The organism is Vannielia sp. SX4, assembly GCF_052828525.1.
On sequence record NZ_CM128247.1, the window covers coordinates 3,761,965 to 3,783,535 of the forward strand.

General features: G+C 67.4%; 35 protein-coding genes. 23 read left to right on the forward strand and 12 right to left on the reverse strand.

The genetic code is table 11. The annotated features are described in order from the left end of the window. Positions 1-34 precede the first annotated feature (34 nt). The 7 genes from ACUXVX_RS18495 to ACUXVX_RS18525 all read right to left on the reverse strand — a co-directional run bounded on the left by ACUXVX_RS18495 (position 35) and on the right by ACUXVX_RS18525 (position 4,239). Positions 35-703, reverse strand: coding sequence for a TIGR02117 family protein (locus tag ACUXVX_RS18495; protein WP_446309456.1), 669 nt, complete (start codon positions 701-703; stop codon positions 35-37). A gap of 108 nt (positions 704-811) precedes the next feature. Further along, the gene (gene trhA, locus ACUXVX_RS18500; protein ID WP_446309457.1) at positions 812-1,486 is read right to left on the reverse strand and encodes a PAQR family membrane homeostasis protein TrhA; all 675 of its coding nucleotides are present in this window, start codon (positions 1,484-1,486) and stop codon (positions 812-814) included. A 130-nt stretch (positions 1,487-1,616) separates the two neighbouring features. Next, the gene (locus ACUXVX_RS18505; RefSeq protein ID WP_222468179.1) at positions 1,617-2,183 is read right to left on the reverse strand and encodes a F0F1 ATP synthase subunit B; all 567 of its coding nucleotides are present in this window, start codon (positions 2,181-2,183) and stop codon (positions 1,617-1,619) included. Next, on the reverse strand, positions 2,183-2,764 hold the full coding sequence (locus ACUXVX_RS18510) for a F0F1 ATP synthase subunit B' (RefSeq protein ID WP_222468178.1): 582 nt from the start codon (positions 2,762-2,764) through the stop codon (positions 2,183-2,185). The genes ACUXVX_RS18505 and ACUXVX_RS18510 overlap by 1 nt, the downstream gene beginning before the upstream one ends. An 80-nt stretch (positions 2,765-2,844) precedes the next feature. Further along, on the reverse strand, positions 2,845-3,081 hold the full coding sequence (locus tag ACUXVX_RS18515; protein ID WP_140015448.1) for a F0F1 ATP synthase subunit C: 237 nt from the start codon (positions 3,079-3,081) through the stop codon (positions 2,845-2,847). 53 nt (positions 3,082-3,134) lie between these two features. After that, positions 3,135-3,911, reverse strand: a complete 777-nt coding sequence (locus ACUXVX_RS18520) for a F0F1 ATP synthase subunit A (protein ID WP_222495048.1) — start codon at positions 3,909-3,911, stop codon at positions 3,135-3,137. Next, complete coding sequence (locus tag ACUXVX_RS18525) at positions 3,901-4,239, reverse strand: AtpZ/AtpI family protein (RefSeq protein ID WP_222468176.1); 339 nt, start codon at positions 4,237-4,239, stop codon at positions 3,901-3,903. The genes ACUXVX_RS18520 and ACUXVX_RS18525 overlap by 11 nt, the downstream gene beginning before the upstream one ends. A 218-nt stretch (positions 4,240-4,457) precedes the next feature. On the opposite strand from ACUXVX_RS18525, the gene ACUXVX_RS18530 reads away from it, so the two are divergent. From ACUXVX_RS18530 to ACUXVX_RS18540, 3 genes are read left to right on the forward strand one after another with little or no spacing between them, the layout of a single operon-like run. Then, entirely contained in the window at positions 4,458-4,793 is a 336-nt protein-coding gene (locus ACUXVX_RS18530) for an ArsR/SmtB family transcription factor (protein ID WP_446311565.1), read from the forward strand. Positions 4,794-4,849: 56 nt separating this feature from the next. After that, a complete protein-coding gene (locus tag ACUXVX_RS18535) occupies positions 4,850-5,077 on the forward strand; it encodes a type II toxin-antitoxin system CcdA family antitoxin (RefSeq protein WP_222468174.1) in 228 nt (75 codons plus the stop codon). Then, positions 5,077-5,376, forward strand: coding sequence for a CcdB family protein (locus ACUXVX_RS18540; protein ID WP_446309458.1), 300 nt, complete (start codon positions 5,077-5,079; stop codon positions 5,374-5,376). Before ACUXVX_RS18535 ends, ACUXVX_RS18540 begins: the two co-directional genes overlap by 1 nt. A gap of 6 nt (positions 5,377-5,382) precedes the next feature. On the opposite strand, the gene ACUXVX_RS18545 is transcribed toward ACUXVX_RS18540, so the two are convergent. Beyond that, a complete protein-coding gene (locus tag ACUXVX_RS18545; protein ID WP_222468172.1) occupies positions 5,383-6,267 on the reverse strand; it encodes a LysR family transcriptional regulator in 885 nt (294 codons plus the stop codon). 352 nt (positions 6,268-6,619) lie between these two features. On the opposite strand from ACUXVX_RS18545, the gene ACUXVX_RS18550 reads away from it, so the two are divergent. The 18 genes from ACUXVX_RS18550 (at position 6,620) to rpmE (ending at position 17,361) form a co-directional block, all read left to right on the forward strand. After that, complete coding sequence (locus ACUXVX_RS18550) at positions 6,620-7,099, forward strand: hypothetical protein (protein WP_446309459.1); 480 nt, start codon at positions 6,620-6,622, stop codon at positions 7,097-7,099. A 281-nt stretch (positions 7,100-7,380) separates the two neighbouring features. Next, a complete protein-coding gene (gene ffh / locus ACUXVX_RS18555) occupies positions 7,381-8,901 on the forward strand; it encodes a signal recognition particle protein (protein WP_446309460.1) in 1,521 nt (506 codons plus the stop codon). A gap of 3 nt (positions 8,902-8,904) precedes the next feature. Then, positions 8,905-9,426, forward strand: coding sequence for a GNAT family N-acetyltransferase (locus ACUXVX_RS18560; protein WP_446309461.1), 522 nt, complete (start codon positions 8,905-8,907; stop codon positions 9,424-9,426). After that, entirely contained in the window at positions 9,392-9,982 is a 591-nt protein-coding gene (locus ACUXVX_RS18565) for a GNAT family N-acetyltransferase (protein ID WP_446309462.1), read from the forward strand. The genes ACUXVX_RS18560 and ACUXVX_RS18565 overlap by 35 nt, the downstream gene beginning before the upstream one ends. Then, positions 9,979-10,521: a GNAT family N-acetyltransferase gene (locus ACUXVX_RS18570; protein ID WP_446309463.1), complete on the forward strand. Its 543-nt coding sequence runs from the start codon at positions 9,979-9,981 to the stop codon at positions 10,519-10,521. Before ACUXVX_RS18565 ends, ACUXVX_RS18570 begins: the two co-directional genes overlap by 4 nt. Next, positions 10,518-11,048 (forward strand): GNAT family N-acetyltransferase, encoded by a 531-nt coding sequence (locus tag ACUXVX_RS18575; RefSeq protein WP_222468164.1) that lies wholly within the window; start codon positions 10,518-10,520, stop codon positions 11,046-11,048. The genes ACUXVX_RS18570 and ACUXVX_RS18575 overlap by 4 nt, the downstream gene beginning before the upstream one ends. Then, on the forward strand, positions 11,045-11,713 hold the full coding sequence (locus tag ACUXVX_RS18580; RefSeq protein WP_222468163.1) for a GNAT family N-acetyltransferase: 669 nt from the start codon (positions 11,045-11,047) through the stop codon (positions 11,711-11,713). The genes ACUXVX_RS18575 and ACUXVX_RS18580 overlap by 4 nt, the downstream gene beginning before the upstream one ends. Continuing rightward, the gene (locus tag ACUXVX_RS18585; RefSeq protein ID WP_222468162.1) at positions 11,706-12,002 is read left to right on the forward strand and encodes a chorismate mutase; all 297 of its coding nucleotides are present in this window, start codon (positions 11,706-11,708) and stop codon (positions 12,000-12,002) included. The genes ACUXVX_RS18580 and ACUXVX_RS18585 overlap by 8 nt, the downstream gene beginning before the upstream one ends. 55 nt (positions 12,003-12,057) lie before the next feature. Then, the gene (gene rpsP / locus ACUXVX_RS18590; RefSeq protein ID WP_222468161.1) at positions 12,058-12,468 is read left to right on the forward strand and encodes a 30S ribosomal protein S16; all 411 of its coding nucleotides are present in this window, start codon (positions 12,058-12,060) and stop codon (positions 12,466-12,468) included. A 482-nt stretch (positions 12,469-12,950) separates the two neighbouring features. Further along, positions 12,951-13,274 (forward strand): hypothetical protein, encoded by a 324-nt coding sequence (locus tag ACUXVX_RS18595; protein WP_446309464.1) that lies wholly within the window; start codon positions 12,951-12,953, stop codon positions 13,272-13,274. A gap of 87 nt (positions 13,275-13,361) precedes the next feature. After that, positions 13,362-13,505 carry a hypothetical protein gene (locus ACUXVX_RS18600; protein WP_222468159.1) on the forward strand — a complete coding sequence of 48 codons (144 nt, stop codon included), beginning with the start codon at positions 13,362-13,364 and terminating at the stop codon, positions 13,503-13,505. Then, the gene (gene rimM / locus ACUXVX_RS18605; protein WP_222495068.1) at positions 13,502-14,017 is read left to right on the forward strand and encodes a ribosome maturation factor RimM; all 516 of its coding nucleotides are present in this window, start codon (positions 13,502-13,504) and stop codon (positions 14,015-14,017) included. The genes ACUXVX_RS18600 and rimM overlap by 4 nt, the downstream gene beginning before the upstream one ends. A gap of 4 nt (positions 14,018-14,021) precedes the next feature. Continuing rightward, complete coding sequence (locus ACUXVX_RS18610) at positions 14,022-14,921, forward strand: hypothetical protein (RefSeq protein WP_446309465.1); 900 nt, start codon at positions 14,022-14,024, stop codon at positions 14,919-14,921. After that, complete coding sequence (locus ACUXVX_RS18615) at positions 14,914-15,348, forward strand: bleomycin resistance protein (protein WP_446309466.1); 435 nt, start codon at positions 14,914-14,916, stop codon at positions 15,346-15,348. The genes ACUXVX_RS18610 and ACUXVX_RS18615 overlap by 8 nt, the downstream gene beginning before the upstream one ends. Further along, entirely contained in the window at positions 15,345-16,160 is an 816-nt protein-coding gene (gene trmD / locus ACUXVX_RS18620; RefSeq protein ID WP_446309467.1) for a tRNA (guanosine(37)-N1)-methyltransferase TrmD, read from the forward strand. The genes ACUXVX_RS18615 and trmD overlap by 4 nt, the downstream gene beginning before the upstream one ends. A gap of 112 nt (positions 16,161-16,272) precedes the next feature. After that, complete coding sequence (locus ACUXVX_RS18625; protein ID WP_222489847.1) at positions 16,273-16,494, forward strand: hypothetical protein; 222 nt, start codon at positions 16,273-16,275, stop codon at positions 16,492-16,494. Between the two features lie 249 nt (positions 16,495-16,743). Further along, entirely contained in the window at positions 16,744-17,127 is a 384-nt protein-coding gene (rplS, locus tag ACUXVX_RS18630; protein WP_222468153.1) for a 50S ribosomal protein L19, read from the forward strand. Positions 17,128-17,139: 12 nt separating this feature from the next. Continuing rightward, positions 17,140-17,361, forward strand: a complete 222-nt coding sequence (rpmE, locus tag ACUXVX_RS18635; RefSeq protein ID WP_222468152.1) for a 50S ribosomal protein L31 — start codon at positions 17,140-17,142, stop codon at positions 17,359-17,361. Positions 17,362-17,416: 55 nt separating this feature from the next. Here the strand turns inward: rpmE and ACUXVX_RS18640 are convergent, their stop codons facing one another. Continuing rightward, complete coding sequence (locus tag ACUXVX_RS18640) at positions 17,417-17,941, reverse strand: MarR family winged helix-turn-helix transcriptional regulator (RefSeq protein ID WP_446309468.1); 525 nt, start codon at positions 17,939-17,941, stop codon at positions 17,417-17,419. Positions 17,942-18,174: 233 nt separating this feature from the next. On the opposite strand from ACUXVX_RS18640, the gene ACUXVX_RS18645 reads away from it, so the two are divergent. Then, entirely contained in the window at positions 18,175-19,545 is a 1,371-nt protein-coding gene (locus ACUXVX_RS18645) for a sensor histidine kinase (protein WP_446309469.1), read from the forward strand. Positions 19,546-19,599: 54 nt separating this feature from the next. Beyond that, positions 19,600-20,073, forward strand: coding sequence for a hypothetical protein (locus ACUXVX_RS18650; RefSeq protein WP_446309470.1), 474 nt, complete (start codon positions 19,600-19,602; stop codon positions 20,071-20,073). Between the two features lie 29 nt (positions 20,074-20,102). Here ACUXVX_RS18650 and ACUXVX_RS18655 read toward each other — a convergent pair whose 3' ends face one another. Genes ACUXVX_RS18655 through ACUXVX_RS18665 form a run of 3 tightly spaced genes read right to left on the reverse strand, consistent with a single transcriptional unit; the run spans position 20,103 to position 21,536 of the window. After that, the gene (locus tag ACUXVX_RS18655) at positions 20,103-20,495 is read right to left on the reverse strand and encodes a YbgC/FadM family acyl-CoA thioesterase (protein ID WP_446309471.1); all 393 of its coding nucleotides are present in this window, start codon (positions 20,493-20,495) and stop codon (positions 20,103-20,105) included. After that, the gene (locus tag ACUXVX_RS18660) at positions 20,492-21,109 is read right to left on the reverse strand and encodes a hypothetical protein (RefSeq protein ID WP_222468147.1); all 618 of its coding nucleotides are present in this window, start codon (positions 21,107-21,109) and stop codon (positions 20,492-20,494) included. The genes ACUXVX_RS18655 and ACUXVX_RS18660 overlap by 4 nt, the downstream gene beginning before the upstream one ends. A gap of 43 nt (positions 21,110-21,152) precedes the next feature. After that, positions 21,153-21,536 carry a hypothetical protein gene (locus ACUXVX_RS18665; RefSeq protein ID WP_446309472.1) on the reverse strand — a complete coding sequence of 128 codons (384 nt, stop codon included), beginning with the start codon at positions 21,534-21,536 and terminating at the stop codon, positions 21,153-21,155. Positions 21,537-21,571 lie beyond the last annotated feature (35 nt).

Genomic DNA, 21,571 nt, shown 5'->3' on the forward strand with positions numbered 1-21,571 from the left:
GCGGGGGCCAGCCGGTTGCTGACAGCTGCGGCCCTCAACCGTGCCACCAGAGCGAGAGGGTGACTGCGTAGGGCGTGGGCGTCCAAGCGCCTGCAGGGTGGCCCGCGGCGCGCAGCGCGTCGGTGATCCAGGTGTTGCAGGTGCGCAGAAGGTGGAAGCGCCCGCGCGCCGCAAAGAACGCGTCCGTATCGCTGAAGCCCGCACCCTCGACAGCAGGCCCGCTGCGGCTGGCCACGATGAAGGCGAGCAGCGCGCGATACTGCCCGGGCGACAGGCTCAGACGTGGGTAGTCCAGCGCCGCCGGGAGCGGGCCATATACCTCAACGCGAAGCACCGAGGAATCGCCAGTGGCGGCCCTCAGCACGGTGGAGGCCGCCACATCGGCATAGCTGCCAGCCGTGGTGTAGAACCCGGCAGAGCCCCATCCGACCAACACATGCGCCACGCCGGGCGCGTCAATAGGCACGCCGCCTTCTGCCGCGAAGGCGAGCGCCGCGCGGGTCTCTGGCGTGGCGGGCAGTATGAAATCGTAGTGGATCGGCCCGGCGATCAGCCCGATCTCAACCGGCGCGCCTTCGCCGGGCGCAACCTCGGCCACCCGGCCCGGAATGAGCCCGCCCAGCGCCGCTGCGGCGAGGTAGAGCAGCACCGCAACAAGCGGCCAGATCAGCGCATGTTTCACCATACGCCCGAACCGTCTCATACCGCGTGTTCTCCATGGCGCTATCCGTCGGGCAAAGGTGCCACGGCGGCAAGGCAGAGCCAATCAACAAAAGGCATGCGCCCGTCAGGGCGCTCGATTGATCAGCAGTCACACCGCCGATTGCGCGGCGTGCATGAATACGGCGATGAAGAAGATGATCGAGGCGGCGGCGACGAAGAGGTGCCAGATCGCGTTATGAAACCGCATCCGGCCCAGCAGCAAAAACAGCGTGCCCGCCGAGTAGAGACCGCCGCCCACAGCCATAAGCACGATCACCGGGGTGGAGGTGACGGCCAGCAGATCCTGCCCGCCGAAGAGCACCGCCCAGCCCATGCCGAGGCAAAGCCCGATGCCCACCGCCGTCGGGCGGCGCGGCAGGGCAAAGTTGGCCACCGTGCCCACCACCGCCAGCACCCAGATGAACACCAGCAGCCCCTGCCCCGCTCCGGCCAGCAGGGCGAAGGGCGTATAGGTGCCCGCGATCTTGAGGTAGATGGCCGACTGGTCGAAGCGCAGCAGCATGGCCCGCCACTCCGGGCGCGGCAGGTGGTTGTAGAGCAACGAGCAGGTCAGCATTGCGATCAGAGTCGCACCGTAAACCGAAACGCCCACGATCCCCATCGCATCGCCGCGCCAGACGGCCGTGAGGGTGATCAGCACCGGCACCGCACCCACCGCCAGCGCAAGGGCGGCGAGGTGCACGATCGCATCCGTCAACAGCTCTGCCCGACTGTAGGGGCGGGAGGCGTGAGGCAGGATCGCAGGGTCTGTGGCGTGAGTCATGGTTCAAACCTATGCCCCCGGCTCGCCCCTGCAACAATAATTCACCACCCCCTAAGAAAACGTGACCGCCAAAACGAAGCGGCCGCCCCCTCTTCGGGAGCGGCCGCTCGAAACTTCATCAAGGCGCGGATCAGTGCAGCTTGGCACCGGCCTCTTCGATGGCGCTGTCGATCAGCTTGTTGGCCTCGGTCGCACCCATCTGCTTGGCGATCACGTCACCGGCAGCGGCCACGGCCACCTGCACGGCGCGGTCGCGCACGGAGCGGACGGCAGCCGCCTCGGCAGAGGCGATCTGGTCATCGGCAGCCGCAAGACGGCGGGCGATGGACTTTTCCAGATCGGCCTTGGCCACGTCAGCGGCGATCTTCGCCTCTTCCTTGGCATGGGCCACGATACGCTCGGCCTGCTCGGCCACTTCGGCCTGCTTGCGCTCGAAGCTGGCCAGAACGGTCTGAGCTTCTTCGCGCAGGGCACGGGCCTCTTCCAGCTCGGTGCGGATCGCGTCGGAGCGCTTGTCGAGCATGCCCGCGATCATCGAGGGCACCTTGAAGAACAGGAGCACGCCGATGAACAGCACGAAGGCGACGAGCACAACGAAGTTGGTGTTGCGCAGCGAAAAGAACGGGCCGGATGCGGCCAGCGCCGGGCTGGCGGCGAGGGTCACGGCGGCGGTGGTGAGCCAGTAACGCAGGTTCATCACGAGGCTCCTTTCAGCCGGGCTTCCACGGCGTCGGTCACCGCCTTGGCGTCGGCCTTGCCACCGAGCGCCGCGACGATCTCGCCGGCGGTCTCCTTGGCAACGGCTTCCACGTTGGCCATGGCCCCTTCGCGGATTTCGCTGATCGCCTTTTCCGCCTCGGCGGTGCGGGCGGCAATCTCGGCATCGGCCTTGGCGATTGCAGCATCCACGTCCTTCTGGACCTCGGCCTTGGCTTCGGCAGCGATGGCCTGCGCCTCGGAGCGGGCATCAGCCAGCGCCTTCTCATAGGCCTTCTCGGCCTCGGCGGCCTTCATCTTGAATTCTTCTGCCGCAGCGATGTCATTGGTGATCGTACCAGAGCGCTCGGCCAGAACCGCGGCGATGCGCGGCAGGGCAATACGGCTCAGCACGAAGTAGATCGCGGCGAGCGTGACGAGGAGCCAGAAGATCTGGTTCGGGAACCAGTCAAAGCACAGCTGCGGCATGCCGATGGCACCGCCATCGGGCCCGACACAGCGACCGGCCGCTTCAAGGTCGGCTGGGCTGACGTGCTCGGCTACAGAGTTTTCAGTTGCCATGGGCTCTCTCCGGAAACCTTTCAGGGACACCGGGGGACGCGGATCGCTGCCCCCCGGCCGTAAGGATCAGAAGGTTTGCCTCAGACGGCGAACATCAGCAGAAGCGCAACGAGGAACGAGAAGATCCCCAGAGCTTCGGCGAATGCGATGCCGATGAACATGGTGGCCGTCTGGCCGCCGGCGGCGGAGGGGTTGCGCAGAGCGCCGCTGAGGAAGTTGCCCACAACATTGCCCACACCGATGGCAGCGCCGCCCATGCCCACAGAGGCAAGGCCTGCACCGATGAAAGCACCCATTTGAACGATATCGCCTTCCATGTCGAATTCTCCTTACGTTGGAATTGGCTAGAAACTTAGTCCTGTGCCCCGGCTCAGTGTGCCGGGTGCAGCGCGTCCTTCAGGTACACGCAGGTCAGGATGGTGAACACATAGGCCTGGATGAAGGCCACGAGCAGCTCGAGCGCGTAGATCGCGGTGATCGCCAGGATCGACAGCGGCGTGACCGCGATGCCGACGGCAGAAAACAGGACCAGCGGCGCGAAGGCTGCAAAGACTTTGATCACGGCGTGACCGGCCATCATGTTGCCCATCAGACGGATGGAGTGGCTGACGGGACGCACGAAGTAGGAGATCACCTCGATCAGCGCGAGGATCGGCCGCAGCGCCAGCGGGGCCGACGAGACCCAGAAGAGCTCGAGGAAGTGCGCGCCATTCTTCACGAAGCCGATCACGGTGACCGAGATGAAGACGAAGAGCGCAAGCACGACCGTCACGGCGAGGTGCGAGGTGGTGGTGAAGGCACCGGGCAGCAGGCCCAGCATGTTTGCCAGCAGGATGAACATGAACAGCGTCATGATGTAGGGGAAGTACTTTAGACCGTCCTTGCCGCAGACATCCTCGATCATCTTGTGCACGAGGCCATAGGCCATCTCGGCGATCGACTGGCTGCGCGACGGAATAACCGCACGGCGGCGGGTGCCGATCACGAGCAGCAGGATCACGGCGAGAACAGTGAGCGCCATCCAGAGCGTCACGTTCGTTGGGGTGTACCACGCCACCGGCCCGTCTCCGAAGAGCGGCTTGACCATGAACTGGTCCATCGGGTGGAATGCGAGGCTGTCCTCTGCGCCGTGGGCTTCAGTCGCCATCTTCGTCCCTCTTCTCGTCCTCTGCCCGCGCTTTCGGGGCGTTTTGAAACTCTGCTGCCGTACGCATCATCACGCGGACACCGGCGGCAAAGCCCAGCAATGTGAACACCACCAGGAAGAGGGGCAGCGTGCCGAACAGCACGTCGAGCCCATACCCGACAGCAACGCCGATCCCGAGGCCCGAGACCAGCTCGATCACCATCCGCCAGCCCTGCGAGGCGGCGTGGTAGTGATCGTCCTTCGGAGGGGGCGGCGCGTATTTGGCCTTATGCGCCGCGAGCTTAGCGTCCAGCTCGTCAAGTCGCTGCTCGTCACCCGAGCCGGCCATGCAAATGCCCCCTTCGACAGTTGCGCGGAAATTAGGGAGCGGGGCGGGCAGAGTCAATTGCGTGTTAATTCAGGTAAGATGCTGAAATTGCTTGCGTTTGCCAAAGCGCCGCAGGCTGGATCGTGGTCGGTTGGCCCCATTTCCGGCCCCGCAGTATATTCAACCAGATGGTTGACGATCCCGCGCCCCGGCCCTATCGCCGCGCCATGGCACCCCGCGTGAAACCCTCGCTCGATACGGTCTTCGCCGCCCTCGCCGACCCCACCCGGCGGGCGATCCTCGCCATGCTGCTGGAAGACGACATGGCCGTGACCGATGTGGCCGCCCCCTTCGAGATGAGCCTCGCCGCCATTTCCAAGCACCTCACCATCCTCGCCGGCGCCGGGCTGATCACCCAAGAGAAGCGCGGGCGGGTGAAGTGGTGCAAGCTGGAGCCGGACGCCATGAAGGGCGCCTCCGTCTGGATGCAGGGCTTCGGCCAATTCGAGCCGGTCAACCTCGACGCCTTCGAGCGGTTTCTGGGCGAGGAACTGCGGTTGGAAGAAGAGGAATAGGGGCAGACTTGCCGACTGCACCCCATGCGCATAGATTATGCGCATAGGAGGCGCACATGGAGTCTGCACGCAAAGCCACCAACCTCTCCCTCGACGCGGCCCTGCTCGCCGAGGCCCGTGCGCTCGGCGTCAATCTCAGCCGTGCCGCCGAAGATGGCCTCAGCAGAGCGGTGCAATCTCTCAAGGAAGAGGCTTGGAAGCGGGAGAACGCAAAGGCGATATCGGCCGCCAACGACTGGGTCGAGGAAAACGGCCTGCCGCTCGCACATCACCGCATGTTCTGATGGCCCGCTTCGATATCTACCGGGGAGAAACCGGCAGCACGCTCCTGCTCGACATCCAGTCCGACCTTCTGTGTGGCCTGAACACCCGGCTGGTCGTACCGCTCTTGCCCGCAGACAACGCCCCACCGCCGATCCGCTATCTCAACCCGCTGTTTGAGGTGAAAGGCGAGAGATACTTGATGGCAACCCAACTCATGGCCGCCGTGCCGCAACGCATTCTCTCAGCGCCCATCGCCTCGCTCTCCGAAAGCGCCGATGAGATCACCCGCGCAACGGACACATTGATGCAAGGGGTTTGACCCGGCTCAAAAACTCCCCGGATCAAAATCCTCTTTCAGATGGGTCAGGATCGATTGCACTTTGGCCGTGCGGTGCAGGTCCACGTGGGTCACCAGCCACACCGTGGCCGTCCACTCTTCCCGCGTCGGCATCATCTGCACCAGATCGGGCGCGCGTTCGCCCACGTCCACCGGCAAGAAGCCCACACCGGCCCCGGCCCGGATCGCATCCACCACAGAGCGCTGCGCCGAGGCGCGGTAGCTTATGCAGCGGTCGGGCACCATGTCATGCAGCCAACGATAGAACGGTGCCCGGCTCTCGCGGTCGTCTTCGCTGACAAACCGGTGCCGCGCCATATCGCCCTCGTCGAGCGCACCCATCTCTTCCACGTAATCCTGCGTGGCATAGAGCGCGTGGCTCAGCTCGAAGAACTTCTGCACCACATTGTCGGGCTGGTCGGGCCGCTTTCCGGCGCGGATGGCCACATGGGCCTCGCCATACTCCAGCCGGAACAGCCGCTCGTCGGTCATGAAGCGCAGCACCACCTGCGGGTTCGCCCGCGAATACCGCGCCAACGTGGCCGACAGCGAGGGCGAGAGCGAGGGGATCGAGGTCACGATCAACTCGCCGGTCACCTCTTCGCCCCGGCCCTTGATCCGGCCCGCAAGCTGGCTGAACTGGTCGTCGGTCGCCTTGGCCACCTGCAACAGGTCCAGCCCGGCCTCGGTGGCGGTGTAGCCCCGCGCGTGGCGCTGAAAGAGCTTTGTGCCGAGCCGCTGCTCCAGCGCGTCGATGTGGCGGATCACCGTGGCATGGTGCACGCCCAGCGCATCCGCCGCGCCAGAGACGGTGCCGACCCGCGCCACGTGGTAAGCCGTGCGCACCTCGTCCCAGGCATCAAGGCTGTTCATCCGTCGACCTCCGGCCGAAAATTGTTCACCATCCAACATAGAGACACGACCTTCCTGTTTTCTGTGCGCCAGCGCAAGGGGCGGACACCAAAATGTGTTCTGAACCGTTCAGTATAGATTAGCATCTCTGACGCCCGCCGCAAGAAGCCTCGCCGCATTTTCCGCAGGCTCAAGCCAGATCCTGCCAAACCGCTCAAATGTGAGGCCGCGTGAACGGCGCTCGGGGATGATACGCACCAGCCGACGGTTTTCGTCGCAGGCATCCCAAACTTCCTGCAAAGCATTGACGGCTGCACCTTGACCTTGCGTCCCGCGCGGGCGGTAATGGCGGCATGGGAGAGGACACCCAAGCATGACAGCGCGCGGCCCCCGGCTCACCCTGCGCCCCCACCCGGCGCCGCAGCCTTGGGCGGTGTGGCTCTCGGTCGCAGGCGGCGCTCTGGTGCTCGCCGGGGCGCTCACCCTACTGCCTCTCTGGCTCGGCGCGTCGGGCGTTCTGCTCGTGCTCCCCCTGCTCTGGCACCTCCGCCCCGCCCCCTTCACGGTGATCGACCGCGCGGCTGGCCGGGTCGAGGAGCGCAGCGCGCTCGGCCGCCTGCGCCATTCCACGCCTTTCGACCGGGTCGAGGGCGTCACCTGCGACCGCGTCATCCTGCCCTCCCGCACCCCGGACGGCACCGAGCTGACCATCCACCGCACCCTCCTGCTCACCGGAGACGCGCCCATCGCGCTGCGCGGCTTCGGCGCGCCCGGCCCGGCGCGAGACCTGCGGGCCGAGGTCGAGGCCTGGCTCTCTCCGGGGGCAGAGCCGGCCCCTGACCCCGCCGAGTGAGGCAGACGCAGCCAACCGCCGAACCCGCCCGCGCCCTGCTGCGCTGGCTGTTGCCAGATCCTACGGCAGACCCCACGGTGGTTGACTCAAGCCCACCGCAGGCGTAAAGCCGCCCCAAATCTCCGGGAGTCTCCAACGCTTCCGGTCCTGCGGCCACCAGGATCGCCCCCCGTCAGCGAGTTTCGCCCACGGGGGCATCTGTGCATTGAAGGTTGCGTTTCGAGCCGTCCGACCCATCTGGGGAGGGCATGTCACCAAGGGGCCTAAGGAGGGCCGAGAGCATGTTTGAAAATCTGTCCGAACGTCTCTCCGGCGTCTTCGATCGGCTGACCAAGCAGGGCGCCCTCTCCGAGGATGACGTTAAAACAGCCCTCCGCGAGGTCCGCGTGGCGCTGCTCGAGGCCGACGTTTCCCTGCCCGTGGCCCGCGACTTCGTGAAAGCGGTGCAGGAAAAGGCCACTGGCCAGGCCGTCACCAAGTCCGTCACCCCCGGCCAGCAGGTGGTGAAGATCGTCCATGACGAGCTGGTCCATGTGCTGGAGGGCGAGGGCGAGCCGGGCGAGCTGAAAGTCGATAACGCCCCTGCCCCGATCCTCGTGGTCGGCCTGCAGGGCGGCGGTAAAACCACCACCACCGCCAAGATCGCCAAGCGCCTCAAGGAAAAGGCCGGCAAGCGCGTGCTGATGGCCTCGCTCGACATCTACCGCCCCGCCGCCATGCAGCAGCTCGAGGTTCTGGGCCGCCAGATCGGGGTCGATACCCTCCCCATCGTCGAAGGCCAGACCGCCGTGCAGATCGCCAAGCGTGCCCAGCAGCAGGCGACGATGGGCGGCTATGACGTCTACATGCTCGACACCGCCGGTCGCCTCCAGATCGACGAAAAGCTGATGGGCGAGGTCGAAGACGTCCGCAACGCCGTCAAGCCGCGCGAGACGCTTCTGGTGGTCGATGGCCTCACCGGTCAGGTCGCCGTCGAGGTGGCCGAGGAGTTCGACGGCAAGATCGGCATCTCCGGCGTGGTTCTCACCCGGATGGATGGCGACGGCCGCGGCGGTGCGGCGCTTTCCATGCGCGCCGTCACCGGCAAGCCGATCAAGTTCGTCGGCCTCGGCGAGAAGATGGAGGCGCTCGAGGAGTTCCGCCCTGAGCAGATCGCCGGCCGCATCCTCGGCATGGGCGACATCGTGGCCCTCGTCGAGAAGGCACAGGAGACGATTGAGGCTGAACAAGCCGAGCGCATGATGAAGCGCTTCCAGAAAGGTCAGTTCAACATGAACGACCTGCGCATGCAGCTCGAGCAGATGCTCAAGATGGGCGGCATGGAAGGCATGATGAAGATGATGCCGGGCATGGGCAAAATGGCCAAGCAGGTCGAAGAGAGCGGCTTCGATGACACCATCTTCCGCCACCAGATCGCGCTGATCCAATCGATGACCAAAAAGGAGCGCGCCAACCCCGCCCTGCTCCAGGCCTCCCGCAAAAAGCGCATCGCGGCGGGCGCCGGGCAGGAAGTCAGCGAGCTGAACAAGCTGCTCAAGATGCACCGGCAGATGGCCGACATGATGAAGAAGATGGGCAAGGGCGGCATGCTGAAACAGGCCATGAAGGGCATGTTCGGCAAGGGCGGCCCCTCGGAGGCCGAGATGGAGGCCGCGCGCGCCCAGATGGCAGGCGGCAAAGTGCCCGCCGGTCTCGGCAAGGCCCTGGGCGGCATGGGCGGCGGTGGCCTGCCCGGCGGCCTCCCTGGCCTCGGCGGCGGCGCCCTGCCCCCCGGTCTCTCCGGCTTCGGCAAGAAGAAGTAAGCCATGACCACCGCCCCCACCCTGACCACCGAGCGCTTGCGCCTGCGCCCCTATCGGATCGAGGATTTCGAGACGATCGCGGCGCTCATGGCCAGCGACTGGTCGGTGCATATGGGCGGGCCGTTCACCCACGAGCAGACATGGGCCTATTTCGCCTCCGAGGTCGCCAACTGGCCGCTCCGGGGCCACGGCGGCTGGTCGGTCGAGCTGGCCGATGGCACCTTTGCCGGGCAGGTCTCGGTCAACCGCATGGCCCATTGGCCCGAGACCGAGCTGGGCTGGACAGTCTGGCCAGCCCATGAGGGCAAGGGCATCGCCTTTGAGGCCGCGCAGGCCGCGCGTGATTGGGCCTTCGGGCCGGGCGGCCTCTCAACCCTCGTCAGCTACATCGCCCCCGGCAACACCCGCTCCATCGCCCTCGCCCGCCGTCTTGGCGCCGTGGATGACGCCGAGGCGCCCCTGCCCGAGGGCGAAACCCGCGCAGACACCCATGTCTACCGCCACCCCAAGCCGGAGCACGCCTGACATGCCCGCGCCCCACGAAACCCCGATCCCCGGCGCCGCCGCCCGGCTGGCCGCGCAGGTCTCCGCCATGCTGCCGGTGGCCGACACCGCCCGCACCCGCCTGCGCCCGGCCACGCTGACCGACTTCGACACCTACGCCGAGATCGCCTGCGACCCGGTGCGCGGGCGCGGTCTTGGCGGGCCCGTGGGCCGCAACGAGGCCTTCCGCGACTTCGCCGCGATGGTCGGCTGCTGGCTGCTGCGCGGCCACGGCCTTTGGGCGGTGATGCACGAGGGCGCGCTGGCCGGTTTCGTCCAGATCGGCTTCGAGCCGGGCGACGAGGAGCCCGAGCTGGGCTGGTTCTTCACCGGGGCGCATGAGGGCAAGGGCCTTGCCCGCGAGGCCGCCGAAGCCGCGCGCGAAATTGGCTTCTGCCTGCTCGGCCTGCCCTCGATGGTCAGCTACGTCGACAGCTTCAACAGCCGCTCCAACGCGCTGGCGGGGCGGCTGGGTGCCGACCGCATCCCCTCGCCCAACGCGGATCTCTTCATCTGGCGTCACCGGAGGCCGGAATGACCGAGATCCCGACGCTGGAAACCGAGCGCCTGATCCTGCGCGCGCCCGACATGGGCGATTTCGAGCCCTTTGCGGCGTTCTACGCCTCCGATCGCGCCAAGTATGTCGGCGGCCCGCTGAACCGCGAAGGCAGCTGGCGGATGCTCGCCATGGAAATCGGCCATTGGACGCTGGCAGGCTTCGGCCGCTGGATCGTCGATGTGAAAGGCGGCGCCAAGACGGCGGGCCTCGTCGGCCTCTTCGCCCCCGAGGGCTGGCCCGAGCCGGAGATCGGCTGGGATCTCTTTGCAGGCCACGAGGGCCGCGGCTATGCCACCGAGGCCGCGCTCGCCGCCCGCGCCTATGCCTACGACGTGCTGGGCTGGCAAACCGCCATCAGCCTCGTGAAGCCCGGCAACGAAGCCTCCGCCCGCGTCGCCGAGCGCATGGATGCCCGCCCCGATGGCGACTTTGCCCACGAGCGCCACGGCACGGTGCACATCTGGCGCCACCCCGGCCCCGGCAGCTCCACCGAGGGCGGCATGGAGGCCTACGCATGAGCCTCGCCACCGTGAACATCCCGGTCGTCGAGACCGAGCGCCTCCTGCTGCGCGCCAACCGCGAGAGCGACTTCGAGGCCTATCTGGCCTTCGACGCCTCCGAGCGGTCGCACTGGGTCGGCGGGCCGATCGACCGCTGGACATCTTGGCGCAAGTTCCTGAGCACGCTCGGCCACTGGGCTCTGCACGGCTACGGCCTCTGGACCGTCGAGATCAAGGACACGGGCGCCGTTGCCGGGCGCGTCGGCTTCAACAACCACGACGGCTGGCTGGAACCCGAGATCGGCTGGTCGATCTTCGACGGTTTCGAGGGGCAGGGCATCGCCCGCGAGGCGGCAGAGGCGGCGCTGGCCTACGGCGCACGCCACTTCGGCATCGACGGCCCGATCAGCTACATCCACCCCGACAACACCCGCTCCGCCGCGCTGGCCGAGCGGCTGGGCGCGCACCGCGAGCGCGAGGTCGAGTTCTTCAACGCCCCCTGCGTGGTCTGGCGCCACCCCCGCCGCACGGAGGCCGCCGCATGACCGACGCTGCAACCTTCTCCGGCAACCCGCTGGAAAACCCGCTCACCATCCCCGGCCCCCGCCCGGTGACGATCCCCACGCTGGAGACGACCCGCCTCCGGCTGGAGCCGCCCGCGCCCGAGGATTACCCGAACTTCAAAGCCACCTTCGCCTCCTACCGGTCGCGCTTCATGGGCGGCCCGCTCAATCCTTACGAAAGCTGGATGCTCTACGCCGCCGAGATCGGCCATTGGCAGATCCGGGGCTTCGGCATGTGGATGATCCACCTGAAGGACACTGGCGAGACCGTCGGCATGGCCGGCGGCTGGGCACCCGCCGGCTGGCCCGAGCGCGAGATCGCATGGATCATCTGGCCCGAGAAGGCCGGCAAGGGCTTTGCACTGGAGGCGACCGACCGTGCGCGCCGCTACTTCTACCACGATCAGGGCTGGGACGGCGCCGTGAGCTACCTCGACCCGCATGACCTCTCCTCGATCAAGCTGGCCGAACGGCTGGGCTGCAAGAAAGACAAGGAAGCGCCCTCCATCGGCAACGACGAGGCCGCCGTCTACCGCCACCCCAGCCTCGAAGCGCTGCGCACCACCCAGCTCGGCGACGGCATCGCGCTGGAAATCGAACACCACATCAACCCCATCTTCAAACCCAAGGGAGGCACCGTTGACTGATGACGCAACCCGCGCGGCTGAGCTGCTGAAAGGCCACCGCGAAAGCATCGACCGGCTCGACGCCATCCTCGTCTACACCCTTGGCGAGCGCTTCAAGCACACCCAGGCCGTGGGCGTGCTCAAGGCGCAGCACGACCTTCCCGCGTCCGATCCCGCCCGCGAGGCGGTGCAGATCGCACGGCTCGAAGACCTGGCAAAACGGGCAGACCTCGACCCCGAATTCGCCAAGAAATTCCTGGAGTTCATCATCCGGGAAGTCATCAAACACCACGAGGAACACCAATCGTAGGTCGGGGCCTGTCCCGCACCTCACTCCCCATGCCATTCCAAAGGAGAACACCCCAATGGCCATGAAAATTCGTCTCGCACGCGGCGGCTCCAAGAAGCGCCCGTTCTACTCCATCGTCGCCGCCGACAGCCGGATGCCCCGCGACGGCCGCTTCAAGGAGAAGCTCGGCACCTACAACCCGCTCCTGCCCAAAGACAGCGAAGAGCGCGTGAAAATGAACATGGAGCGCGTGCAGTACTGGCTCGACCAGGGCGCCGAGCCGACCGACCGCATCAGCCGCTTCCTCGAAGCCGCTGGCGTTGTCGAGAAGAAAGAGCGCAACAACCCCAACAAGGGCAAGCCGGGCAAAGCCGCCACCGAGCGTGCTGAAGAGAAGGCCGCCAAGGCCGCTGCTGCCGCAGAGGCCGCCGCTGCTCCGGCCGAAGAGCCCGCCGAAGAGGCTGCTGCCGAAGAAAGCGCCGAGTAATCCGGCGATGGCCGCCGCGCCGCGCGACACGCCTTTGCGGGTGGTCGTCCACATGGGCTTTCACAAGACCGGGACGACCTCCGCCCAGCGGTTCCTGCGACGCGGCGGCAAACACCTCTGGCCAGTGATGGCCCTCGGGCTCCGGCAACAGCTGGAGCCCGTTCTTTTTGCGACCCGTGCATTTTCGACATGGCGCGACCCGCTCTCGCTCGAAAAGCTGCGCCTGCGCTTCGCCGCCTATCTCGACGGGCTGGAACTGGGCCGCAAACGTGACCTGCTGCTTTCCTCCGAAGAGCTTGCAGGCCACATGGCGGGCCGCATCGGGCTGCCCGACTATTCCGCCGTGCCCGAGATCGCCGAGGTGATCGAGGCCTGCCTGCTCACGCAGTTTCCGGATGCCCGCATCACCTTCTTCTTCTCGCTCCGTGCCCCCCGGCCCTTGGATGCAAAGCGCCTGGGCGGAGCACGTGAAAAGCTCGCGAATGGCGCTCGATTTCGAGGAATTTTGCGCCGCCAACCCCGCCGCCGCAGATTTCGCGCCGGTGATCGAGGCCACCCGCGCCGTGCTGAAAAGCCCGGTCGAAACAGCATCGCTCGAAGATACCGCCTCCACCCCCTTCGGCCCGGCCACCCCGCTGCTCGACCTCATGGAGGTGCCTGCCGAGCGCCGTGCCCTGCTCGATCCGCCGCAGCACATGAACCAGCGCCGCGACCCCGCGCTGCTGCAGGCCCTGCTGGAGCTGAACCGCTCCGACATGGACGTCATCGCGCTGAAGGCCGCCAAGGCCAAACTTCTCGGCCGCTGACCCGCCCGCGCCCGAGATCTGCCCACGCGGCCCCGCCCGCAGCTTCCCCATTGCCCCGCCCTGCCCTTATCCACTAACTACCGCCCCATGTTCTGGCTTCTGCGCAAACTCCTCATCCCCGCCGCCGCCTTCGCCTTCGGCTACGCGGCCCATTGGCAACTCGCCGTCGATGCCTGCGATGCGGTGGGCGGCAACTACGGCGGCCACCTCTGCGCCGGAGACGGCAGATGAGCGCGGCCAAGGAGGCTGGGATGGTCTGCGTCGGCGCCATCGGCGGTGCCTTCGGCGTGCAGGGCGAGGTGCGGCTGAAGAGCTTCTGCGCCGAACCGACGGACATTGCCGAATACGGCCCCCTCTCCACCGAGGACGGCAAACGCCAGTTCACCGTCTCGCTCACCCGCCCACTCAAGGGCGCGCTCGGGGCGCGGCTCACCGGCATCGGCAGCAAGGAAGAGGCCGACGCGCTCAAGGGCACCCGCCTCTACGTGGCGCGCACCCGCCTGCCCGCCCTGCCCGATGACGAGTTCTATTACTCCGACCTGATCGGCCTCACCGTCACCGACACCGGCGGCGAAGTGCTGGGCAAGGTGCTGGCGGTGCATGACCACGGCGCAGGCGACCTCCTCGAGATCCGCCGCGCAGGCGGCAGCGACAGCTTTCTGCTGCCCTTCACGCGCGAGGCCGTGCCCACCGTCGACCTCACCGCAGGCCGCCTCGTCGTCGACCCGCCCGAGGAAAGCTGAGGCCATGCGCCTCCGCCTCTTCTGGCTCGCCATCGCCGCGCTCTACGCCGCCCCGGTGGTTGCCGGTCTCTACGGCGCGGGCTGGGGCGCGGTCGCAGGCTTTGCGCTCATCTTCACCGGCTTCAACGCCCTGATGGAGCGCATACCCCCGCAACTGCCCCTCGCTGCGGCCTCCATCGCCGTTGTCGCCCTTCTGGCGCTGGTCACCATCTCAGCCGGATGGGGCCTGCGCGCGCTCACCGGCTTCGGCGCCACCCTTCCCGCCTGGCCCTGGCTCGCCCTTGGCCTCGGGGCAACCGCCCTCGCCCGCGCCGCCTTCCCGCCCCGGCTGACCCGCGAGATGGACCAGTTCCTCGATGAGGCCACCGACCAGCTGAACACCATGGCCGAGGAGCTGGGCGCACTCGATGTCGCCGCCCCCGCCACCACGCTGGACGATGAGGCCGTGGCGCGGATGGAGGCCGCGCTCGATGCCCTCCCCCCCGATGCCGGCGCCGATACCGTCGCCCGCGTCGTGCTCCCCCTCACCGATCAGGCCGCCCCCGCCGCGCTCTTCGACGCCGCCCTTGTCCGCGCCCAAAGCACGCCCTGCCCGCGAGACCACGCCGCCCTGCACTGGGCCGCCGTGGCCGATGAGGCCATCGACCTCTGCACCGGTCAGCGGCAACTCGCCCGTGCCTTCGCCCACTTCACCGAGGCCGGGGATCACGAGGCGCTCTACCGCTTCTCCGGTGCCGCGATCAGCCTCATCCACGATGACCCCCACGCATGGCGCGACATGCCCGAAAGCGGCGAGATCATTCGCGTGGCGCTGGCGGTGGAGGCCGACAATCCCGCGCTGGGCGAGGAACTGGCCGGGCTGGGCCGCGCGATGATGGAGCTGGAGCGCGAGGCCGATGGCTAGCCTCACGCCCGAGCTGGGCTGCACCGATGCCGCCGCCTCCGCGGCCTTTTACACCGGCCAGCTCGGCTTCACCCTCGACTATGCCCGCCCCGCACAGGGCTTCTACCACCTCTCCCGCGAGGGCAGCGCGATCATGCTGGAGCAGCTCGGCCCCGAAAGCTGGGCGCTGGCCCCGCCCGAGCCGCCACTGGGCCGCGGCATGCACCTGCAAATCCTCATCGCCGATGCGCCTGCCCTTGCCGCCCGCCTCACCGCGCACGGCCTGCCGCTCTTTCGCCCGCTGGAAGAAGCGTGGTATCGGGACGGCGCCCGCTTTCACGGGCAAACCCAATTAGTGGTGGCCGATCCCGACGGCTACCTGCTGCGCTTCGCCTCGTCCCTTGGCACCACCCACGAGCGCCCGACCACAGGCAGGATCGTCGAATGAGCGACACACCCAAAAGTCACGGCGCCAAATCCCACGGCCGCCTCTCCATCTCCGCCTCCCGCACCCCGCGTGACCTGATGGGCCCCGGCCCGCGCCGCGCCACGGCCTGGACCGCCAAGATCATCACCCTCTTCCCCGAGACCTTCCCCGGCGTGCTCGGCCACTCGCTCACCGGGCGGGCGCTGGAAGAGGGCAAATGGGCGCTCGAGACCCTGCGCCTGCGCGACTACGGCAAGGGCAAGCACCGCAATGTGGATGACACGCCCGCAGGCGGCGGCGCAGGCATGGTGCTGCGCGCCGACGTGGTGGGCGAAGCGCTGGAAGATGCCGCCCGCGGCACCCCGCCCGACCGCGGCGAATGGCCGGTGCTCTACGCCTCCCCGCGCGGCAAGCCCTTCGATCAGGCGATGGCCCGCCGCCTCGCCGCCGGGCGCGGCCTCACCCTGCTCTGCGGCCGTTTCGAAGGGGTGGACGAACGGGCGCTGGAGGAGTTCGGCGTCGAAGAGGTCAGCCTTGGCGACTTCGTGCTGACCGGCGGCGAGATCGCGGCGCAGGCGATGCTCGATGCCACCATCCGCCTGCTCCCCGGCGTGCTCGGCAACGAGGCCTCCACCGAAGAAGAGAGCCACTCCAACGGCCTGCTCGAACACCCGCAATACACCAAGCCCGCCACGTGGCGCGGGCGCGAGATCCCGCAGGTTCTGCTCTCGGGCCACCACGGGCGCATCGCCGACTGGCGCCGCGAGACGAGCGAGGCCCTCACCGCCACGCGCCGTCCCGACCTGTGGCGAAAGTACCGGGGCGAGGGCTGACGGCCCGGCCGTGCGGGCCGCAACCCAAACCGGCTGAACAGAGCGTTTCCGCCTTCAGGCCCTGACGCCCCAAGGCTGCCACCCTCTTGCCGCCTTTCGTGGGCACATACCGGTGAAAGAACCGGAAGACCTGAAGACAGTGAAAGACAAACTCGCCCAACTGCCCCTTGCCACCAAGGCGGTGCTGATCACCCCCGCCGCGCTGCTGCTGGTGTTGCTCGTCATCACCACGCCCGCCCTCGGCATCCCCCTCGTGCTGGCCCTGCTGGCCTTCGCCTGCCCGCACCTCTTCAGCCCCCGCTGGTGGAAAAGCCTAGCCCGGCCACCCCGGTGAGCCGCCCGCCCGCCGCGGGCCACGAAACCCCTTGATCCAAAGCCCCCAAGCCCCTAAACAGCGCCGGTCTGCGGGCGGAATCGCCTGTCGGACCGTTTGGGCATTGGCAAAGGCCAAACCGGACGACCTGCAAGTAACAGTGGCTGAACCCTTCGGCGGGCGCATAGCGGCGGACCCGGCATAAAACCCGAAGCTCTGAGGCACGCCAAACCTCCGTGGCATACCACGGGCAACATAGGAGTGGATCAGATGGACCTGATCGCTGAACTGGAGGCCGAACAGGTTGCCTCCCTCGGGAAGGACATTCCCGATTTCAAAGCCGGCGACACCGTGCGCGTCGGTTACAAGGTGACCGAGGGCACCCGTACCCGCGTTCAGAACTACGAAGGCGTGTGCATCTCCCGCAAGAACGGCGCGGGCATTGCCGGCTCGTTCACCGTGCGCAAGATTTCCTTTGGCGAAGGCGTCGAGCGGGTCTTCCCGCTGCACTCGACCAACATCGACAGCATCGAAGTGGTGCGTCGTGGTCGCGTCCGCCGCGCCAAGCTCTACTACCTCCGCACCCGCCGCGGTAAGTCCGCGCGGATCGCCGAGGTGACCAACTACAAGCCGCTCGGCGGCGCCGAGGCTTAAGGAGCAGAGACCATGAAAAAAGACCTGCATCCCGAGTATCACACCATCGACGTCAAGCTGACCAACGGCGACGTGGTGCAGATGAAATCGACCTGGGGCGCCGAGGGCGACACCCTGTCGCTCGACATCGACCCCTCTGTTCACCCGGCCTGGACCGGCGGCAACGCCCGCCTGATGGACACCGGTGGCCGCGTGTCGAAGTTCAAGAAAAAATACGAGGGCCTCGGCTTCTGAGCCACCGCCCCTTTGCAAGATCAAACGCCGCCCCGGACCTCCGCGGGCGGCGTTTTCATTTTCTGAACTCGTTGCGCCAGTCGACCCCGCCGTCGATCTCATCGACCCGCGCCTCCACCGGGCAGCCCGCCGCGCTGCACCGGTCGTAGTCGCAGAGCCGGCACAGGTGCCGCCCGTGGGCGCGGGAGCGCAGGGCACCGGCCAGCATCTTGTCCATCAGATCGGCAAGCTGCGCCTGCTCCTCCGGCGCGAGCGGCGCCACAATCTGCTCCATCGCTGCCCGCCGCGCCTCCAGCACCCGCTCCACCGTGGCCTCCCCCGCCTCGGTCAGCCCCAGCGGCACCGTCCGTCCCCGCGCTGGCCCGCGCCGGACCAGCCCCCGGTTCTCCAGCCCGCGCAGGAGGCGTGCCACCGCCGGTTGCGAGAGGCCGAGGATGCCGTGCAGCGCATGGGCGATCACGCCGGGCCGAAACCGGATCGCCGAGAGCACCGCCGCCTCATGGGCGCTGACATTGCCCAAAGCGGCGCTCGCCCGGTCTTCGACCAGGCTCACAAAGGCTCCGATCCGGTTGCTGTCCATTGGCCTGTCCCGGCCCATTCGCAAGGTGACTGATCCGCAATCAATAACAGATGCATGTTTTGCAAGATAGTTGCCAGAATTACTTCTGCGGGAAAATTAATGTGCGCAACACAGCTTTGGATTGAAATTCATTTCGTCGCCCCGTAACTTTGTTTGAAGGGTAAACAATTTCGGGTGCCTGCAGCCTGGCACAAATGCTGGAGCCTCCGGCTGCACCACACCCGACGAGAAGCATGACGGAAGAGGACGATTTCAGCGCACGCCTGGACGTGTTGCGCCGCGCCGAACGTGTGCGCAGCCCGGAGTTCGTGGCACGCATCCTCCTGATGCTCATCGGGACGGCAGCCGGAACGCTGCTCCTCGATCTGACCTTCCTGCCCTACTGGCTCGCCAGCTACTACAGCATCGTCGCGCTCGAAAAGACCATCCTCGGCCTCTGGCCCCACGCCCAGTCACGCCGGTTCTTCTACCTCATGGTCGCCATCTCGGCGCTGATCGCCACGGCCTATGCCACCCTGCCGGTCTACCTCTGGCTTCACCCCGACCCGACCCTGAAGTTCGGCGCGATGGTGCTGCTGGTCGGCGCGGTGCTGAACGTCTTCTTGGTCCGCGCCCGGGTCTGGCAAATCTCGGCGGCCTACATGGTGCCCCTCGGCCTCGGCTTCCTGATCATCGCCGCCTCCACATGGCAAAGCCCCGGCGGCGGAGCACTGTTCTACACCTCGGTCATCCTCGCCTTTTCTATCATCGGCTACCTGCTCGTCGCCGTGTACGAGGCCAATCAGGCCTATGCCAAGTTTCTGGAAACACAGCGACAATTCTTTCAGGCCCAGAAGATGGAGGCCATCGGCACCCTCGCGGGCGGCATCGCGCATGACTTCAACAACCTGCTGAGCGTGGTGCAGGGCAACCTCGAACTGATGGACCTGACCGAGGAAGACGAAGCGCGCCACGCCTGCGCGCGCGAGGCGCTCACCGCCTGCTGGCGCGGGGCGGCGCTGACCCGCCAGTTGCTCGCCCTCGGGCGCACTTCCATGCTCGAGCCCCGGCGGATCGACCCGGCCCACGCGCTCTTCGAGGTCGAGCGTCTGGTGCGCCGCGTGGTGCCCGCCTCCATCGGCCTGAGCGCCGAGGCCGAGCCCGATCTGCCCCAGATCCTCGCCGATGAAACCACCCTGCAAGCGGCGCTGCTGAACCTCGCCATCAACGCCCGCGATGCCATGCCCGAAGGCGGCTCGATGCACTTTGAGGCCCGGCACCTGCCCACCTCCGCCGCCCGCCCGGCCTTCCTGCCGCCCAAGGATTTCGTCGCCCTCTCGGTGACCGACAGCGGCGGCGGCATCCCGCCCGACGCGATCGACAAGATCTTCGATCCCTTCTTCTCCACCAAGCCCAAGGGGCGCGGCACCGGGCTGGGGCTGGCAATGGTCGAGGGCTTCGCCCGCCAGTCCTCCGGCCATGCCCATGCCGAATCGCAGCCCGGCAAGGGCAGCCGTTTCACCCTCTACCTGCCCGCCCGCAGCCAAACGACCGTGCCGCCCACCGCGCAACATGCCCAGACTACCGAACGCGCCGAACCCGTGGGCAAGCGCGCCGCCGTCTGAGCACGGCGGCAATCCGCAGCTTGCGCCGCCCGCGCACGGCGCTACCCTCCGGCCATGCGCCCCGCCCGCTCCCTCACCCTCGCCCTTGTGCTTTCTGCCCTCGCCCTGCCCAGCGTTGGCCAGAGCGGCCCGCCCGAACTGCCAGCCGACATCTTCGCCCACCTCACCGCCAACCGCTGGGCCTTCCCCGATGTGGCCGAGATGCACTGCGACGAGAACCCCCACACGATCACCTTCAACGAGGAGCGCACCAAGAGCTGGTTCGATTGGCAGGGTCCGATGATCAACTACCTCGGCGAGACCGACCAGCAAGGCAGCTACGACGTGCTGGAGAGTGATCCCGAGGAAGGCACGATCACCATGTATCTGCACGGCGAACAGCGGATGACGGACGAGGGCAGCCCGGTGGTCTGGATTCTGCGGCTGATCGACGGCGGCGAGGCCTATTGCTGGGACCGGACCGACTGGTCACCGCCCCGCTGCACCCACCTGCACATCCGCTGCCAGCCCCCCGCACCGATCAGCTGAGGCGGCGCCCGGGAAATCCCTTCTCAGGACTAACCCGCGTCCAACGCCCCGCGCAACGCCTCCGGCAACCGCACAGGCCGCCCGCCCGTGCCCATCGCCACCAGCGTCACCTGCGCCCCGAACAGCGCCACACCGTCCTTCATCACCCTCTGCGCCAGCACCATCCGCGCCGCCGTCTGGCTGGCCACCTCGGTCTGCACCTCCAGCGCATCGCCCAGCCGCGCCGGCGCCAGAAAATCCGCCTCGATCCGGCGCACGGCAAAGACCAGCCCGGCCTCGCGCATCGCGTTCTGATCCACCCCCAGCCCGGCCACCCAGGCCGAGCGGGCGCGTTCGATGAACTTCAGGTAATTGGCGTGATAGACGAAGCCCGAAAGGTCGGTGTCCTCGTAGTAGACCTCACAGGCAAACCGATGGCTCATCGCCCCAGCCTCGCCGCCAGCCGCAACGCATGGCTCGGGTCGCTCGCCGCCACCGGCATCACCGGGTCATAGCCCGCCACGATCACCTCCGCGATCTCGGGGCGCAGCACCGCCCGCCCGTCCACCAGCCCCAGCGGCGAGGCGCCCGCAAAGGCGCCCTCGCCCCAATCCAGCATCACCTGCACCATCTGAGACAGCGCCAGCGCCTCCGCTGACATGGCCGAATTTTCCGCATCCATCCGCACGAACACAAACCCCGCCCGAATGGCCCCCTCCGCCTCAAAGCGGAAGGCCCGGTAGCTCGAAGCGCCAGCACGCTCCAGCCGCTCCACCAGCCCGTCCAGCCCGGGGATCATCCCGCCAAGGTCCGGCACGGCCAGCAGCTCGTCCCACTCCCGGAAGAAGAAGAAAAACAGGTTCGCGCCCTGGTCATGGTCCATCTCGGCCATCTTGTGGCCCGCCATCGCCACCACCGCCTCGCAGGCGCCCTTCACCACCGCCAGCGTCTCGTCCTCGACGCCAAAGACGATCGGCACAATGGGGCGCTGCCAGCGGGCAAAATGGTAGGTTCCGTCTGCGCGGGTGAAGAGGCGGGCGATGTCATCGGGGCTCATGGCCCGGTTGTGCCAAAGCCGGCGCGTCGCGGCAAGCCGGGGCTTATCCGCAGCGCGTGTACTTCAGCGGCCCCGGCAGATCGGTGTTGCCATAGGTCCGGCGGATCAGCGTGTCGCCGCCATCCTGCCCGTCCAGCACCATGTCGCTCTGCCAAGTCTGGCCCTCGCCTTCAAAGGCAAAACTCGCGCGCATGCGCGAGGCATCGCGCTCATGCACCTCACCCAGCACCGCCCGGCTTTCGTAAAACTGCACCGTGGTCTCGCCCACCCGCATCAGCCCCTTGGCGGCTGCGCCACCCTCGCAATCGAGCGCCGTCAGCGCCCAATTGCCTTGCAGGCGCGTGGGGATGCCCGCCTCTTCGTCGCCCACAACGGGCACGCAGGCGGCAAGGCCCAAGAGGGCGGTGGCAAGAAGGGTGTCGCGCATGGGGTCTCTCCGTCAGGCGCAGGTCAACGCCGCGC

Excerpts from the sequence above, each read along its gene's own strand:
- ACUXVX_RS18660 (WP_222468147.1), bottom strand. The coding sequence starts at position 21,109 with ATGAGCCCCGATGACATCGCCCGCCTCTTCACCCGCGCAGACGGAACC.
- ffh (WP_446309460.1), top strand. The coding sequence starts at position 7,381 with ATGTTTGAAAATCTGTCCGAACGTCTCTCCGGCGTCTTCGATCGGCTG.
- ACUXVX_RS18580 (WP_222468163.1), top strand. The coding sequence starts at position 11,045 with ATGACCGACGCTGCAACCTTCTCCGGCAACCCGCTGGAAAACCCGCTC.
- ACUXVX_RS18505 (WP_222468179.1), bottom strand. The coding sequence starts at position 2,183 with ATGAACCTGCGTTACTGGCTCACCACCGCCGCCGTGACCCTCGCCGCC.
- ACUXVX_RS18525 (WP_222468176.1), bottom strand. The coding sequence starts at position 4,239 with ATGGCCGGCTCGGGTGACGAGCAGCGACTTGACGAGCTGGACGCTAAG.
- ACUXVX_RS18570 (WP_446309463.1), top strand. The coding sequence starts at position 9,979 with ATGACCGAGATCCCGACGCTGGAAACCGAGCGCCTGATCCTGCGCGCG.
- rimM (WP_222495068.1), top strand. The coding sequence starts at position 13,502 with ATGAGCGCGGCCAAGGAGGCTGGGATGGTCTGCGTCGGCGCCATCGGC.
- rpmE (WP_222468152.1), top strand. The coding sequence starts at position 17,140 with ATGAAAAAAGACCTGCATCCCGAGTATCACACCATCGACGTCAAGCTG.
- ACUXVX_RS18495 (WP_446309456.1), bottom strand. The coding sequence starts at position 703 with ATGAGACGGTTCGGGCGTATGGTGAAACATGCGCTGATCTGGCCGCTT.
- ACUXVX_RS18665 (WP_446309472.1), bottom strand. The coding sequence starts at position 21,536 with ATGCGCGACACCCTTCTTGCCACCGCCCTCTTGGGCCTTGCCGCCTGC.
- ACUXVX_RS18600 (WP_222468159.1), top strand. The coding sequence starts at position 13,362 with ATGTTCTGGCTTCTGCGCAAACTCCTCATCCCCGCCGCCGCCTTCGCC.
- ACUXVX_RS18550 (WP_446309459.1), top strand. The coding sequence starts at position 6,620 with ATGACAGCGCGCGGCCCCCGGCTCACCCTGCGCCCCCACCCGGCGCCG.
- ACUXVX_RS18610 (WP_446309465.1), top strand. The coding sequence starts at position 14,022 with ATGCGCCTCCGCCTCTTCTGGCTCGCCATCGCCGCGCTCTACGCCGCC.
- ACUXVX_RS18520 (WP_222495048.1), bottom strand. The coding sequence starts at position 3,911 with ATGGCGACTGAAGCCCACGGCGCAGAGGACAGCCTCGCATTCCACCCG.
- ACUXVX_RS18565 (WP_446309462.1), top strand. The coding sequence starts at position 9,392 with ATGTCTACCGCCACCCCAAGCCGGAGCACGCCTGACATGCCCGCGCCC.
- rplS (WP_222468153.1), top strand. The coding sequence starts at position 16,744 with ATGGACCTGATCGCTGAACTGGAGGCCGAACAGGTTGCCTCCCTCGGG.
- ACUXVX_RS18545 (WP_222468172.1), bottom strand. The coding sequence starts at position 6,267 with ATGAACAGCCTTGATGCCTGGGACGAGGTGCGCACGGCTTACCACGTG.
- ACUXVX_RS18640 (WP_446309468.1), bottom strand. The coding sequence starts at position 17,941 with ATGGACAGCAACCGGATCGGAGCCTTTGTGAGCCTGGTCGAAGACCGG.
- ACUXVX_RS18560 (WP_446309461.1), top strand. The coding sequence starts at position 8,905 with ATGACCACCGCCCCCACCCTGACCACCGAGCGCTTGCGCCTGCGCCCC.
- ACUXVX_RS18510 (WP_222468178.1), bottom strand. The coding sequence starts at position 2,764 with ATGGCAACTGAAAACTCTGTAGCCGAGCACGTCAGCCCAGCCGACCTT.
- trhA (WP_446309457.1), bottom strand. The coding sequence starts at position 1,486 with ATGACTCACGCCACAGACCCTGCGATCCTGCCTCACGCCTCCCGCCCC.
- ACUXVX_RS18575 (WP_222468164.1), top strand. The coding sequence starts at position 10,518 with ATGAGCCTCGCCACCGTGAACATCCCGGTCGTCGAGACCGAGCGCCTC.
- ACUXVX_RS18535 (WP_222468174.1), top strand. The coding sequence starts at position 4,850 with ATGGAGTCTGCACGCAAAGCCACCAACCTCTCCCTCGACGCGGCCCTG.
- ACUXVX_RS18595 (WP_446309464.1), top strand. The coding sequence starts at position 12,951 with ATGGCGCTCGATTTCGAGGAATTTTGCGCCGCCAACCCCGCCGCCGCA.
- rpsP (WP_222468161.1), top strand. The coding sequence starts at position 12,058 with ATGGCCATGAAAATTCGTCTCGCACGCGGCGGCTCCAAGAAGCGCCCG.
- ACUXVX_RS18515 (WP_140015448.1), bottom strand. The coding sequence starts at position 3,081 with ATGGAAGGCGATATCGTTCAAATGGGTGCTTTCATCGGTGCAGGCCTT.
- trmD (WP_446309467.1), top strand. The coding sequence starts at position 15,345 with ATGAGCGACACACCCAAAAGTCACGGCGCCAAATCCCACGGCCGCCTC.
- ACUXVX_RS18655 (WP_446309471.1), bottom strand. The coding sequence starts at position 20,495 with ATGAGCCATCGGTTTGCCTGTGAGGTCTACTACGAGGACACCGACCTT.
- ACUXVX_RS18615 (WP_446309466.1), top strand. The coding sequence starts at position 14,914 with ATGGCTAGCCTCACGCCCGAGCTGGGCTGCACCGATGCCGCCGCCTCC.
- ACUXVX_RS18540 (WP_446309458.1), top strand. The coding sequence starts at position 5,077 with ATGGCCCGCTTCGATATCTACCGGGGAGAAACCGGCAGCACGCTCCTG.
- ACUXVX_RS18645 (WP_446309469.1), top strand. The coding sequence starts at position 18,175 with ATGACGGAAGAGGACGATTTCAGCGCACGCCTGGACGTGTTGCGCCGC.
- ACUXVX_RS18650 (WP_446309470.1), top strand. The coding sequence starts at position 19,600 with ATGCGCCCCGCCCGCTCCCTCACCCTCGCCCTTGTGCTTTCTGCCCTC.